This window comes from Actinomadura sp. 3N407 (assembly GCF_052245875.1).
Classification (GTDB): Bacteria; Actinomycetota; Actinomycetes; order Streptosporangiales; family Streptosporangiaceae; genus Spirillospora.
Genome location: NZ_JBQQBP010000002.1, coordinates 456,919 through 471,195, shown reverse-complemented (window position 1 = coordinate 471,195; position 14,277 = coordinate 456,919). Strand labels below are relative to the sequence as shown.

Sequence of the window (14,277 nt, the reverse complement as noted above, 5' to 3'; positions counted from 1 at the left end):
CCGATGGAGATCGTCACCTGAAACGACGAGCGCGACGACGGGCTCTTTACCCGGACGACGGACCGGAATTTGCGGTGACGTTTGGTCAAGGGCCTACCAGACCAGCCGCGCGTTCCAGCACGCCTGTGCCGAACTGGGCGCCCTGCAGGAGTTCACCCCCCCAACGCCCGTGGACGGCCGCTTGCGGGTATGGGCGACACAACGCGGAGGTCCGGTTGTGTGGCTGCTTCAGCCTATTCGCCCGGTTACGGAAAGCCGTCTTCGAAAAAGTCCGATGCGTTCCTGATGCTAGGCATCCTTTGCAAAGGAGATCTTCCGTACTAATCCATCTCGTGAGCCACCGCGTACCCGACGAAGAGATCGAGTGCCGCAACTGGCGCCAGCCCGCGGGCTCGTTTGGAACGACATCGCGGCAGGGAAGACCGAGGCGATCCTCTCGATGAGGCGGCAGCCACCATGCCACTCTCGCGGCGAGGGTTCGACGGCGAGTGGGAGAGCGCGAAGGGGATCGAGGACAGGCACAGAGAAATCATCGCAGGTCGCCAGGACGTCGGTAGCGGCAAGGTTAAGCGCACGACCACTTTAGACAGTTCCATTCCTTCTCATCCTGAGACGGACGATCCTGTTGTTGTAGCACTCCCTCTATAAAGACACGAATCGTGGTCTCATACGGTTTGTACGAGAAGGCGCCGCCGGGTGGTCGAAGCGAGATCAAGTCATGTGTCACGACGAGAAGTGAAAGCAACAGACGGTTCACGTCTGATGACGAAACGTCAGAGTGTAGCCCTTTGTTGCTCAGCTTATCGAGCTTATCAATCCGCTTTCCCAAGTCCTCGACGTTCGCGATGAGTAGTTCTCGTGTGGTGTCAGAGGTGACGTTTTCCGCGACGTATGCCCAGAGGCGGTTCCGGTACTCGGCTTGGCCGACCTTTCGCCCCTTGACCTTTTCTTCGCGCGGGAGATAAAGGCAGTTTGCAAGCTTTTCTATGAATCGTCGGCAAGACAGTGACACATGCGCCAGCCCTTCTGCCGACTCGTGACTCTCGAACGCCTTGAGGGCTGCGTGCAATCGTTGAGTGAGATCTGGGTCCAGATCGGAGCAGCGCATCAGGGTCTCACCCAGTGCGAAGGAGAACTGTCCATGAAGTAGTTCGTCCGCCTCGCCGAGCCTGCGAAAATGCTGCATGTTGTTGTACGGATCAAAGATAGTCTCCCGTACTCCCGAATCCTCCCAGTGAACGGAGGAAAAGAGGTCGGAAGCTTCCCAGTCGCGATAATTTATGTGATCTCGGTTGTCCTCGACTTCCAACTCATATCCGCTATAAAACAAGTAGAGAGAGTCTTCGAAGATCCGACTTACTTGGAATACCCTTCAGAAACACCGCCCAGTGCTCCGGAATCTCCGGACGAATTTGCACTGCTCCCAGATACCATTCGTTATCCTTTAGGCGGATGTGCATGGAACGAGCGTCCGCCGGAGTCAGAGATTCCACGACCATACCTCCGACATCGAATGACTCGATGTGCCTGACAAGGTCAGGACCAAGGAATGTACTCCAGACTACCCAGTGCTCGCCGAGGACGATGTTTGCAGCGTTTTCGGTACTGCCCATTTCTTGAGCAAGCCGCCACAGTGGGAGAGTCCCCGTGGAGAAGCGGGCATGGCGCCTATGCCGTGGAACGGATTCCATAAACGTGCGCACCAGTGATTCTCGGATAGTTAGCCATCCCCACGTTCCGGCCCCCTCCCAGCCCTCATTGATCATAAAGCAGACTCTCACTCATCCCCCAGTAATTGATTTCACAAGACCTTCTTATCCTGTCAGTAGCCAAAGTTTAAGTAATGCCAGACCGGTCGCGCACGAGTCACTGATGATCGGCAGCCAATGTAAAGTAAAGTACAGGAACTTGTCGATAAGCGACTTCAGTTCTATCAGCAACTCCGAGAACACGCATGGCAGTCCCGTTCTGCCGGGGGAAGGCACCCCCGATCGCGGTGCGGGCGCCTCGATGAATCCCTCCAGACAGGCTCGGAGCCGATGGGCGTCATCGAAGCGTTCGCGCGCATCGCTCTCACGTTGGGAGACTGATGACAGAGCCCGGTTGGCGTTGATCGCCGCCTGTCTGACCTGTTCGGCGGTGGCAGCGACCGCCGGCGGACCCTCAAGGACGATAACTCTGACGCAGCGGCTCAGCGGATCGAACGCGTTACGTAAGTCGGGCTCGCTGTTGTTCGATCTGTGCCAGTTGCTCGGCCGGATCAGTGAGTTGGGCGTACACGTCACCGAGCCTCCAATAGAACTCACCCACGACATGGGCTTGCTTGATGAGCTCCAGGTAAGCCGTCCGTCGTAATTCTCGCGCTCTAACCAGGATTAATTGGTGATGGCGGGTGTGGTGGTGACGGTGAGGCCGGTGGTGGTGAGGCAGCCGTCGATCACGTCGGGGTGGTGCTGGATCACCTTGAGCCGGTGCTTGATCATGCCGGTGAGGTGGTCCAGGTCGGTGGCCAGGAAGTTGGCCATGGAGCGTTTCAGCAGGGACCACACGCTCTCAGCGGGGTTGAGTTCGGGGGCGTAGGCCGGCCAGATGGAACACCGTGAGCCAGTCGGTGTGGGCGTCGATGAACACCCGCATCGCGGTCGAGTGGTGGATGCCCAGGTTGTCCCAGACCAGCACGATCTTCCCGCCGGGCAGCTGCTGGTGGGCGCCCTGCAGCATGCTCTTGTACTCGCTCAGGGTGAAGGCGACGCGTTCGCCTTTGCGGCGACGGTAATGGTGCAGCCGGTAGATCAGCCGGGACCGCATCCCCGGGCGGTAGCAGACCATCCCGGCCACCGACACCCGGCTGCCGTGCTGGCCGCCGTGCACCCTCACCTGCGGCCGGTGTCCCCGCCGGCTCCAGGAGCGTCCTTTGGGCGGCCTGAGCCCCTGACCGGTCTCATCGAGGAAACAGATCCAGGCGCCCAGGTCCGCCGCGGTGCTTCCACCTGCGGCCACACCTGCTCTTTCCACACCTGAACGGCGTGATCGTCGCGTTCGATGGCGCGACGCCCCGGGACCTGCACCGACCAGCCGTTACGGCGCAGCAGCAGCGACACCCCCGGCAGGGTGTAGTCGATTCCGAACATCCGCCGGATCAGCGCGGCCACCCGGCCCAGCGTCCACCGCTGGTCATCGGCATAGCCGTGCGCAGCCGGACCGCGGTTCAGCTCGGCCTCCAACCGCGCAAAGGCCCCATCGTCCAGCCGCGGCCGCCGGTGCGGCCCCCTGGACCGCAGCGCCTCGACCCCACCCTCGCGCCAAGTCCGCCGCCATTTCTCCACCTGCCGCAGCCCGACTCGTAGCTCAGCGGCGATCCACGCGTTACGCCGCCCCTCACCGAACCACTGCGCGGCCTGCATCCGGACCCGTTCCCGTCGCCAGCGGCCGGCGTCGGTCATCCCGCCGCCCTGGGGGTATCTGGCCATGCCACCGGCATACGCCCACGACCACCGGCTCGTCCACTCACCCGGCCGCCATCACTCATTAACCTGGTTAGCCCCGCGAGAACCGCTTCCCCTGCAAAGTCATCCGTATCGGCACCAGCTACCGCGTTATCACGGCCGATCTCCGGCGCCTCCTGACAAAACGGGACGAAGCCTAATCCATTTCCACCACGAGCCGCTCGCGCCATTGCGAGGGGGCTCTGGGGAGCTATCTCTCTCGCCGTAACCGAGATCGGCAGAATTGGGAGCGTCGCCCAGTCCGGGGCGGGTGCGGTTGTGGGATGGTGCCGCTGTCGGCAGGGACGCGACGCGCTGGATCGGGGGCCGCTGAGCGACGAGGTGCTGGCCGACTGGACCTGCTGGTCGAACGTTCCCGCGACGAGGCCGGGCAGTCGCGGCTGACTGGGGAGGGTTGGAGCTCGGCGAGCTGGTCAAGGGCGGCGCTTGGTGTCAAGCCTGGATCGTGCCGGGCGTATCGCTGGCGGCTAAACGACTATGATCACCAGCCTGAAAACAAAAGTGACGGTTGCGCGCTCAGATCACGCGCGACATGGCAGGCTTGCAGGTTTACTTGACGATACGAACCGTCCCGCGCGGAGCTCCGGATCGACCGGCGTTTCTACTTTGTCTTCGCCGTCCCAATCGGTCTCTCTAATTCAATCTTCACGCTGCGAGGGAAAGTACATCCGTGATTTCCTTGGCGGATCAGAAGTAGTGTCAGCGGAAGAGCTGCTCGCTAGAGCAATTTGACCACTTGTCTCTAGCCACATCTTGCGATCTGCCTCTTCCGATATTTTCTGCGATCGATTTGACATAGGGGACTCCGGCGTGGTAGCTCAACTCGGTTGAGTCGCAGGCGTGGCGCAATCGACGAGCGTCCGTTGTTGGCGTGCCATCCTCCGTAGGAGCTCGGGTAACAGTCCTTGTCATCCGTCGCCTATGTCACTGTCTGTGATCAATTAGGCCTTGCTTGTCACTCTTTGAGATAGAAAGAAGTATCTTTGATCTTGCGGCTCAGCTCCGCGGATCCAGCTTCGGGGGAAGAGTTTCACAATGAGGGGATCGATGTGTTGCGCCGGGCGTGGGTGGCTTGATTAGATGGCGTCCACTCTGGCGCTCATGCGGTCAGCACCATACTTTGGCTGGCATGTCGTCTTTGAGGTGTTCGCTGCGTTCGGCGGTCACACGTCAAGAGGTTCGGCTCTTGTGTTGCGGCTGTGGTGCTGGTGTGCACCTCAGCTGCCGCTTCGCATGCAGGAGGTGTCTTTGGCGCAGCTGAAACCTTGCCAGGAGATGGAGAGAGGGGCGCCCGCCAAGCCGATGATCTCCTATGGTTTATCTCCATGGTCGCCGACTGCCTCCGGTATATCGCGGTATGGAGGGACGGGGGTTGCTGGCATTCCTGTTCATCCGGGGCGTACCGAAGCTTCCTCTAGAGCATCGCTCGCGGGCAGACCAGACCCACGGGAGGCGGGAATCCCGCACACTCTCCAAGAGAAGGGATCTTCCGTGACGCCCTACTCGGACGGGCGGCAACCGAGTGCCACCTTCGCCCTTCAACGTGAACCAGGAGGACGGCCATGACGACCCAGGGCGAGATGACACCGTGGGAGCGGCTTCGGAGGCTTTCCGAGATGTCCCGGCTTGAACAAGACGTCCACGCCAAGCAGTGGGCCAATGAGCTTGTGAGCCGACTTGGAGCGGGGGGAATGCCCATCTACATGCGGGCCGCCTACCGTGACACGATCGCAGCTGTGCTGCTCTCCCTGGTGGATGAACGTGCCTCGACGCCGGACCATGGTGACCTGGGGAGCGAGGGCAGATCGAACGGTGCTGCTGCCGGCCAGGCCAGTGATGCCACGCGTTACGACTACGACTTGGACGATGTGCCGCCGTCCGTGATCCGCGTTTGGGCGCACCAGAAGGGCATCTCCGTCAGTGATCGTGGCCGGATTCCGATGTGGGTCGTCAAGCGCTACCACGCCGAGCACGCTGCCGAGTCCGAGAGTTCACTGGCCTCCAAGATTCAGGAAGCGTTGGAACAGCACGGCGAGCTGACCAAGACCGAGTTGTGGGACATCGTCGGACGCAATAAGCCCTCGTGGAAGATCGACCAAGCAGTCGAGTCTCTGCCGAACGTCCAGGTGTTCAAGGGGGAAAGCACCGGTGGGCGGCGACCGCTGATCGTCCGTTTGGTCAACGTTGAGTCCGGCGAGGTTGCCGAGCCTGCAGAAGTCGCCACGGGCGACCGCCTCGACGCGGACGACCTCGACCCAGCAGGTACATCCCAGGGGCTCGCTGAGGAAGCCTCTCATCTCGGCCAGACCGATGCCTCGATCGACGATTTCCTCAGAGTCCTGCGTGGCGATTCCCACAATGGTTGAGCCGATCCGGAGGACGGGAGGATGTGTCGCCTCACCGCCATCGAAAACTCTCGGCTTACCCTAAAACCGCTTCACTACGGAAGGCGTGCCGTGTTTGACCCGCTTGGCGCAGACCACAACAATGGCGTCCATCCACGAGCCACTCCTGGGTGCTTTCGCCTTAAGGATGCCTGGTGGATGTGCGTCCAGTACCCGGCCACCTGGGCTAACAAGATCATTTTGCCTCCTGGTGGACTTGTCGTCTTGGGAGGTGTTCCCTGGAAGACAACATCGGCTATGACGGAAGCAGGCGGAGTCGCGTGCATGCTCTCTCTCGTAGGTGCGCCAGAGCCGTACATCACTGGCCTCGTCGATGTCCTTCAGGCCCACCAGCGCGAGATTCGCGGCGGCGATCACATCTGGTTGAACAAGCGCTGGGATGACGACGAGCCCCCGGTCCTCAGAGTGCGGCGTATTCGTCGGCGCCCCGAACTCGGCGTGGCCGAGGAGATCGCACGACGAAGCGGTGCATACTTCCTACAGCCATCAACCAGCGACCAACTGCGCGATGCGCTAATCAGCGTCCTGGATCTCCCTCAGTCCAGTAAGTGGGGCGACGTGGTGTGCCGGCTCAGTGAACGTGGCGACACCCAGCTCACGACTTTGGTGGGTGCGTACCTCGATAGTGGGTGCGATCCCAATCTAACGATCGAGCCAGAGCTTGCGTTGGACGAGGGGAAGACGCCGCCCGACATTATCGAGGATTTCCTCGAGTTGATCAATGGGAGCGGGGCATGAGCCTGCGCAGCGTATCGATCAAGGACTTTTACAGGAGCGACACCAGTGACGTCGCCCGCGACTTCTATGTCCCGGTACTCGCAGAGGCGGTTCGGTACGACCGTGCCGTCGGTTACTTCACCAGCACTTCGCTAGGACTGGTGGCGCGCGGCATCCAGAAGCTACGTACGAAGGGCGGCAAGATTCGCTTGGTCGCCGGTCCGCGGCTCTCAGATGAGGATATCGAGGACATCCGCCAAGGCTACGAGTACCGCGAGATCATTGCGCGGGCCGTAGCCCGCGAAGTTGCGCCCGAAAAGGTTGAGGCGCAGATGGTCGAGAGGCTTGGGATTCTCGGCAAGCTTATCGCTGAAGGAGTCCTCGAGATCAAGATTGCGGTGATGGCGGGCACCAACGGGCTCGGCATTTACCACGAGAAGATCGGCGTCATCGCCGACGCTGAGGGAAACACAGTCGCCTTTACCGGCTCGCTGAATGAGACGCGCGCCGCGATGGAGAATAACTTTGAGTCCATCGAGGTATTTACCTCGTGGACTCAAGCTGATGCGCGCCGAGCCCTCCGTACCCAGAGGAATTTCGATGCTCTCTGGGAAGGAAAGACCGAGTGCCTGGAGGTCTTGGAGTTTCCGGAGGAGGCTGAAGATCACCTACGTGAACTGGCTGCCAGGGTTTCCGAAGCTAATGCGGAGACCGCCGCACGGGAAAATCGTCGGCGTCGCCACGAAGCGGCGAACAAACATGGCTGGGCTGCCACGCCCGAGGAAATCGAGTTGCGCGATTACCAGAAGGAAGCCATCACAAAGTGGCTTCAGTTCGGTGCACGCGGGATCTTCGAGATGGCTACCGGTACGGGGAAGACCATTACCGCACTGGCGGCACTCGACCAGATTGGCCGCCAGTTGCGGGCACGTGGCAGCTCTCTCGTGACCGTGATCGTGGTGCCATTGCTCGACCTCGTTGACCAGTGGTCTCAAGAACTCAACCGCTTTGGAATTGTCCCAGTTCAGTGCCGTGACGCGATTGCGAGTTGGTGGGCTCAAGCGAACGATGCGATCGCGGGTCTGCAACCAGGTCGTGCAGCGGCCTTGGTTGTTACTAATAAGACCTTCGGTTCGCCGGCGTTCCAGGATGTTCTGTCGTCTGCCGGGAACGAGCTCTTGATCATTGCGGACGAAGCCCATCACCTGGGGGCTGAACATTACCGCACTAGGCTGCCGGATCATGCGTCATGGCGATTGGCCTTGTCGGCCACCCCAGAGCGCTGGTTCGACGATGAGGGGACGGCTGCGATTCGAGGCTACTTTGGAGATACCCTGATCAGCCTCGGTCTCAAGGAAGCGATCGAACTCGGCGCCCTGACCAGGTACCGGTATCGGCCGGTGCTGGTCCCCCTCACTGACGAAGAGGCGGCATACTACACCGTCCTCACCAGCAAAATCGGCACTCTCTACGGTCAGATCAAGGGTGCCAAGGGAAAGTCACGCGATGAGGCCGAGGCGCAGCTCGGCCAATTGCTCAGCAGGCGGGCCAAGGTGCTTGGTCATGCCGAAGGGAAGATCGCCGCGCTGCGGTACGAGCTCGACAAGCGGCGCGACCAGCCGTTCCAACTGGTCTACTGCGCCGAAGGTGGTCGCCCGCAGGAGGACGACCCAGCGGGAGGCGAGCGCCAGGTGGATCAGGCACTCGCGCTCCTCGGCAACAGCCTGGGCATGCGCGTTCATACCTACACCTCGCAAGAGTCCAGGCAGGAGCGACGCGAACTCCTTGGAGCTTTCGGATCCGGTGATCTGGAGGCTCTAGTTTCCATGCGGTGCTTGGACGAGGGAGTCGACCTTCCGGACGCCCGGATCGCGTACATGCTGGCCAGCAGCAGCAATCCTCGGCAGTTCATCCAGCGCCGCGGACGAATCCTGCGCCGAGCACCAGGAAAGACGGAGGCCGAAGTCATCGACTTCATCGCGGTTCCGCCGCAGGACAGGGATCTATACGAAACGGAGAGGAAGCTGTTTCGGCGAGAGATGCGCCGCTTCGTCGAGTTCGCCAAATATTCAGAGAACTATGGCGATGCCCTTAGCGAGTTGCGTGACTTGCGCGAGTATTACGAGCTGATGGATGTCTAGAGAGGAACCGCGATGACCGACAAGATGGACCAGCAGGAAATCGATCAGGTTCAGGAGATTCTCAGCGGCATCAGCATGAACGCGTACGAGATCATCAAGATGGCGATCGCACTCGAGTGGGAGAACCTCCACAAGTCCGAGGCGTTGGCCCGGAGTACGGTACGAGACGAAATGGTTAAGAAGGTCGAGGGGATCGCGTAATGAAGTTCATCTCGGTCGAACTGGAGAACTTCCGCCCCTACCAGGGAGTTCAGAAGATCAACTTCGCGCAGGACTCCGATACTAACGTCACCGTCCTGTGGGGAACCAATGGCGGCGGCAAGACGACGCTGTTGAACGCCTTCACCTGGGCTCTCTACGGCGAGATGAGTCAGGACGTCGAAAACCGGGACCAGCTGGTCAACATCACCGTCTGGAACGAGGCGACCGAGGGAACACCGCTAACCGCCTCGGTCGCCATTGAGTTCGAGCATGGTGACCATACCTACATCGTAAAAAGGTCCGTCTCCGTAGCTAAACACGGTGCGACCCAGCCCCGACCGAAGCCCGAGCTGCAACTCTGGCAGCGGGAGAGAGACGGCAACCTCAAGCTACTGCTCAACCCGAGCGGGCACCTCGACCAGATGTTGCCCGAGCGGCTAAGTCGCTTTTTCTTCGTGAACGGTGAGCGCATCGAAGCCCTCGTAAAACACGAGGGCGGCGACGACGTGCGTGAGGCAGTTAAGACTCTTCTTGGCCTGGAGGCAGTGGAACGTGCGGTCGCGCATCTGCCCAAGGTCGCGCAGAAGCTGCGTCGAGGCCTAAAGGCTGAGGATGCGTCCCAGCAGAGATTGAATGATCTTCTGGAACAGAAGGAAGACACCGAGCGCATGATCTTGGATCAGCAGCGGCGTGCCAGCTCTGCCGCGAAGGAGAAGAAGCACTTCGACTCTGAGATCGAGGCACTCAATCTCAAGATGACGCAGCTCGCCGAGGCAAAGGAACTCCAGCAGAACCGGTACCGGCTGGAAAACCAACTGAAGAGGGCTCAAACAGCGCGACAGGATCAGGAGGAGGGGCGCGCCAAACTGGTCGGGACCAGAGGGTTCCTCGCCTTCCTCCCTGCCCTACCGGGCAAGATCCTGGCGACCTGTGAGGAACTGCGTGAACGCGGTGAGCTTCCCGCACCGCTAAAACGTGCCTTCATTGACGACCTTCTGGAACGCGGTGAATGCATCTGCGGGACGCCTCTTACAGAGGGTAGTTCACACCGTGCATCCTTGGAACACTGGCGCGCTCATGCCGGCCTCGCCGAGGTCGAGGCGGCTTGGAACCAACTCCGGGGCGCTGTGGAGGGCTTCGAGGAGCCGCGGATGCAGATGCACGACGCACTGCGGGGCTTTGATGAGCGGATCGCCGAGCTGAAAGAGGAAGAGCGGCAGGTCGAGCACGGTATCGACGAGGTCGGAAACAAACTCAAACGCCTCCCGTCCGAAGAGGTCGTGAAGACCGAAGAAAATCTGGAGGCGGCCAAGGTCGCCCGCGACGAGAAAGTGGCAGCCATCGGTGCTGCCGAAGCCGAAGTCAAGCGGCTGGAGAACGTCAGGGACGACCTGAGGAAGCAGATCGAGAGGCTTGAGGTCAAAGACGCTCATAGCCGCCGGATCACGAATCGAATTATGGCCGTTGATGAGGCGAGCAGCGCCCTCACGCAGATTCTGGAGATCCTATCTCAGGGAGTTCGGCGTCGGCTTGACGCCCGAATCCAGGAGCTCTATCACCTGGTGTCACTTAAGAACTACGAGCCCGAACTTACTCCGGACTTCGAACTGGAGCTGTGGGATCTTAGTGGCAGCGAACGTATTCCGGCACCCAAGTCCACCGGCGAGAACATGTTGCTATCGCTCGCGTTCGTTGGTTCTCTTATCGGGGAGGCACGAGAGGCCCAGGAGCGCGGTCGCACATTTATCCAGGGCATCGGTGGCGACTTCCCGGTGGTGATGGATGCGGTCTTCGGCAACCTCGACGACGACTATCGCAAGGCCGTCGCTGACTTCCTACCCAAGCTCGCCTCCCAAGTGATGATACTGACCAGCAAGGCCCAGGCCGGAGAGATCGTCGAGCAGGAGTTGCGTGCTCGCCTCGGTAAGCAGTATGTGATCACCACGCATACCACCAAGACAGATGTGAGCAGCGTGACCGAGACGCTGACACTGAACGGCAACACCTACCCCTACCAGGTCGTCGGTTCTGACCGGACCGGTGCCGAGCTGACGGAGGTTCGGAACTGATGGTCCACAACGGCGATGTTCGTGTCCGCCGGCCCGCGGAGCATGACGAGCTCATCGGCCGGCTGCTCACCAAAGAAGGAGGACCCTTCCCCGCCTACTGGCACGTTCTCGTCTTCGCGGCGGCACTCGGCTGGTCGCGAGACAGGCGGGAACCGTTCGAGAAGGCGGGTGAGCCGATCCGCTATGGATTGTTCAGTAGTTCCCCCGCTGTCTCGGCCCTTGTCGACTCGATGGGCGTAGTCGCCCATCCGAACGACGCGACGATCATGGGAGAGGATCGACTCCAGGAGCGGGTCACGGTGTTCGAGGAGTACGCCAATGGTGGGCTTTCCATCATCCAGGGCGAGCTGAACAGCGGCGCACACGTCCGTCCGATGGATGTCATCCTGAACCTCTGCCGACGGGGAATGACCCACGCCGAAAGCAGGGTGCAGGACATCTTCGGTCCGCGGGTCGTCGGCTTTGGAACGCCGGACTTCGACACCTGATCGACTGCTTGGCTAGTGGGGCCCTCGTTGTGCGATCGGCGAGCGAGGCCCCGGTAGGTCGCGGTATGAGTGGAGGCGCCGCCGACGAAACCGACGGGAGCTTCCATGTCCGGGTTGTACTGGGAGAGCGATCGCCGCCTTACAGCGATCGGCCGTGCCACGCTCTCGGTGGCAGCTCGCCAGGCTGTCGTTGATGGTGAGGTCCACGCGTCCACAAGCGTCCTGGACTATGGGAGTGGCCGTGGCGACGATGTCCGAGGTCTGCACGAGATGCGGATTCAAGTCCAGGGATGGGACCCCTTCTACGCGCCTGACGAGACACCTCGCTCAGCGGACGTCGTGCTCCTGACCTATGTTCTCAACGTCATCGAGGACCCCGACGAGCGGCGTGAAGCGCTGCGGCGGGCCTGGGAGCTTGCAGAGTCTCTGCTAGTCGTCACGACCCGGCTCACTTGGGATCGCTCGAAAGTTCGAGGTGAGCAGTACGAGGACGGCATTCTGACAGGCAGACGGACATTCCAGCATCTGTTCAGCCCGGCGGAGCTTCGTTCTTACGTCGAGCAGACAACCGCTGTCCGATGTGTCTCCGCGGCCCCCGGCATTGTCTATGCGTTCAAAAGGGACGATGCGCGCCTTCGCTACCTGGCCCGGAAGATCGTTCCGCACGCCGACTGGCTGGGCTCTGAAGACACCAGCTCAGCGGTTGCCGCGGTGGTGGACTACAACGAGCGACGTGGTCGTCTACCAAGGTTGGAAGAGATGCCGGCGGAGATGGCTAAGCTACTTGCCCACCTTCAGCCGAACGAACTCCAGCGCATCGTGAAGAAGTCGGCCGACCCCGAGAAGGTCGAGGCCAGGGTCAGGGCATCGACCCTGTCCACGCTGCTATTCCTCGCGGTCGAGCTGTTCAACGGGCGTGGCCCCTACCGCAGCCTGCCCCTGTCGCTGCAACTGGACGTCAGGGCTTTCTTCTCCTCCTACCAGGAGGCCTGCAAGAGGGCCGACCGTCTGCTGCTGAAGCTACGCGACGACACGTACGTCAGAGGAGCGATGCAGGCGTCGAAGGTCGGGAAGCTGACACCGACGGCGCTTTACGTGCACAGGCGCGCGATTGACCAGATGCCCACAGTGCTGCGCCTATACGAGCACTGCGCATCCATCGCTGCTGGCCGACCACCGTCCTGGACGGTGGTTAAGCTGCGCCACCAGGGCCGTGCGGTGAGCTGGCTTGATTATCCGGAGTTTGATGACGATCCGCATCCAAAGCTGCACTCGTCCTACATGGTGGACCTAACCACACTGAAGACCTCGTTCAAGTCCTACGAGGAGGCTGCGAACCGGCCGCTGCTCCACCGCAAGCATGAGTTCTTGGCTCTTGATGACCCGGATGTCCCCAAGTATCGACGGCTGACGCAGTCCGAGGTACGGGCCGGGCTCTACCGGAACCCGCACCTCATAGGGACGGAAGCCGGCTGGGAGGCCGAGCTCCTCCGCTGTGGTCGGGAACTTCGCGGCCACCGCCTGGTCCGCCGCAAAGAGCCCGATCAGGCAAAGTAGGAAGCCCCCGCCTGAAACTCCGAGATCTCACCCACCAGCTCGTCGACGTCCAAGTCCTCTACCTGGTTGGGGACCCAGGACAGTCGCAGGCCATTGTGGGCGACTTCGTCTGACAGACCCATGCCACGCAGGACATGGCTCGGGGTATAGGACGCGCTTGTGCAGGCCGAGCCGGTGGAGACGGCTACAAGCTCCTTGAGCTGTACGATCAGAGCCTCGGCGTCCACACCCTCGAAGGAAAGGTTGAGGATGTGTGGAATCACGTGGTCCTGGTCGCCGTTAAAGTGGACCTTTGCCTTGCTGAGAGCATCCACCAGGCGTGCGCGGAACGCTGCAGCTCGGCTCCACCATTGCTCATGCTCGGTTTCAAAGATCTCGGCCGCCTTGGCGAGCCCAACGATGAGCGGAACCGGCAGCGTCCCTGGTCGGAGCTTGCGCTCCTGCCCACCGCCGTACATGAGAGGGGTCAACGGAATGGTGTCTCGACCACGTCGCCGAATGAGCAGTGTTCCGACGCCCTTCGGCGCTCCGATCTTGTGTCCACTCACGCTGATCATGTCGATCGGCGCCTTGAGGTCATCGGTGAGCTTGCCGAACCCCTGAGCAGCGTCGACGTGCAAGTAGGTAGGCGTATCACGCAGGTGATCTGCTAGCTCCGCGACAGGCTGAATGACGCCGGTCTCGTTGTTCACATGCATGAGGGATACAAGCAAGGTGTCATCACGCAGGCGCTCGCGCACGGCTTCGACACTCACCCGTCCGGACGGACCCGGCGAGATCAGCTCGATCTCGAACCCGCGAGTGGCCAACTGCTCCAAGGGCTCGAGGACGGCCTTGTGCTCGATCGCGGAGCTGATGACGTGTCGACGATCCCGGCTCTCGCCGTGTGGAGCCAGACCAAGTAGCGCGATGTTGTTGCTCTCTGTCGCGCCTGACGTAAAGATCAGCTCAGAGGGCCCGGCGTTGAGCTGGCCTGCGAGCTGCTCCCGCGCCTCCTGGACGGCTCGCTTGGCTCTCGTCCCCCAGTCATGAGTGCGACTGCCGGCGTTGCCGAACTCGGTGGTCATCCAGTGGAGAACCACCTCGGCCACACGAGGGTCGACTCGGGTGGTCGCTGCTGAGTCCAAGTACACGATCATGCTCCCTGCACCCCTCTGGCTCCTCGACTCTCACGTAAGCACGTGAAAAGCTAA

At 61.1% G+C, this 14,277-nt stretch carries 12 protein-coding genes; 7 read left to right on the top strand and 5 right to left on the bottom strand.

Going from position 1 to position 14,277, the window contains the following annotated elements; translation table 11 throughout:
* Positions 1-565: 565 nt before the first annotated feature.
* The 4 genes from ACTWPP_RS06255 to ACTWPP_RS06240 all read right to left on the bottom strand — a co-directional run bounded on the left by ACTWPP_RS06255 (position 566) and on the right by ACTWPP_RS06240 (position 3,470).
* Positions 566-1,309 carry a hypothetical protein gene (locus ACTWPP_RS06255; RefSeq protein WP_443103117.1) on the bottom strand — a complete coding sequence of 248 codons (744 nt, stop codon included), beginning with the start codon at positions 1,307-1,309 and terminating at the stop codon, positions 566-568.
* A gap of 1,066 nt (positions 1,310-2,375) precedes the next feature.
* Positions 2,376-2,549 (bottom strand): hypothetical protein, encoded by a 174-nt coding sequence (locus tag ACTWPP_RS06250; protein ID WP_443103116.1) that lies wholly within the window; start codon positions 2,547-2,549, stop codon positions 2,376-2,378.
* Between the two features lie 4 nt (positions 2,550-2,553).
* Entirely contained in the window at positions 2,554-2,958 is a 405-nt protein-coding gene (locus tag ACTWPP_RS06245) for a transposase (protein WP_443103417.1), read from the bottom strand.
* A complete protein-coding gene (locus ACTWPP_RS06240) occupies positions 2,874-3,470 on the bottom strand; it encodes a winged helix-turn-helix domain-containing protein (RefSeq protein WP_443103115.1) in 597 nt (198 codons plus the stop codon). The genes ACTWPP_RS06245 and ACTWPP_RS06240 overlap by 85 nt, the downstream gene beginning before the upstream one ends.
* A gap of 1,598 nt (positions 3,471-5,068) precedes the next feature.
* Here ACTWPP_RS06240 and ACTWPP_RS06235 point away from each other — a divergent pair.
* The 7 genes from ACTWPP_RS06235 to ACTWPP_RS06205 all read left to right on the top strand — a co-directional run bounded on the left by ACTWPP_RS06235 (position 5,069) and on the right by ACTWPP_RS06205 (position 13,084).
* Positions 5,069-5,872, top strand: coding sequence for an Lsr2 family DNA-binding protein (locus ACTWPP_RS06235; RefSeq protein WP_443103114.1), 804 nt, complete (start codon positions 5,069-5,071; stop codon positions 5,870-5,872).
* 303 nt (positions 5,873-6,175) lie between these two features.
* Positions 6,176-6,649 carry a hypothetical protein gene (locus tag ACTWPP_RS06230; RefSeq protein ID WP_443103113.1) on the top strand — a complete coding sequence of 158 codons (474 nt, stop codon included), beginning with the start codon at positions 6,176-6,178 and terminating at the stop codon, positions 6,647-6,649.
* A complete protein-coding gene (locus ACTWPP_RS06225; RefSeq protein ID WP_443103112.1) occupies positions 6,646-8,769 on the top strand; it encodes a DEAD/DEAH box helicase family protein in 2,124 nt (707 codons plus the stop codon). The genes ACTWPP_RS06230 and ACTWPP_RS06225 overlap by 4 nt, the downstream gene beginning before the upstream one ends.
* 12 nt (positions 8,770-8,781) lie before the next feature.
* Entirely contained in the window at positions 8,782-8,970 is a 189-nt protein-coding gene (locus tag ACTWPP_RS06220) for a hypothetical protein (RefSeq protein ID WP_443103111.1), read from the top strand.
* Positions 8,970-11,039, top strand: coding sequence for an AAA family ATPase (locus tag ACTWPP_RS06215; protein WP_443103110.1), 2,070 nt, complete (start codon positions 8,970-8,972; stop codon positions 11,037-11,039). Before ACTWPP_RS06220 ends, ACTWPP_RS06215 begins: the two co-directional genes overlap by 1 nt.
* The gene (locus ACTWPP_RS06210; protein WP_443103109.1) at positions 11,039-11,527 is read left to right on the top strand and encodes a DNA phosphorothioation-associated protein 4; all 489 of its coding nucleotides are present in this window, start codon (positions 11,039-11,041) and stop codon (positions 11,525-11,527) included. Before ACTWPP_RS06215 ends, ACTWPP_RS06210 begins: the two co-directional genes overlap by 1 nt.
* A 105-nt stretch (positions 11,528-11,632) precedes the next feature.
* Entirely contained in the window at positions 11,633-13,084 is a 1,452-nt protein-coding gene (locus tag ACTWPP_RS06205; RefSeq protein ID WP_443103108.1) for a DNA phosphorothioation-associated putative methyltransferase, read from the top strand.
* Here the strand turns inward: ACTWPP_RS06205 and dndA are convergent.
* On the bottom strand, positions 13,072-14,223 hold the full coding sequence (gene dndA / locus ACTWPP_RS06200; RefSeq protein WP_443103107.1) for a cysteine desulfurase DndA: 1,152 nt from the start codon (positions 14,221-14,223) through the stop codon (positions 13,072-13,074). The two genes, ACTWPP_RS06205 and dndA, sit on opposite strands and share 13 nt — an antisense overlap.
* Positions 14,224-14,277 lie beyond the last annotated feature (54 nt).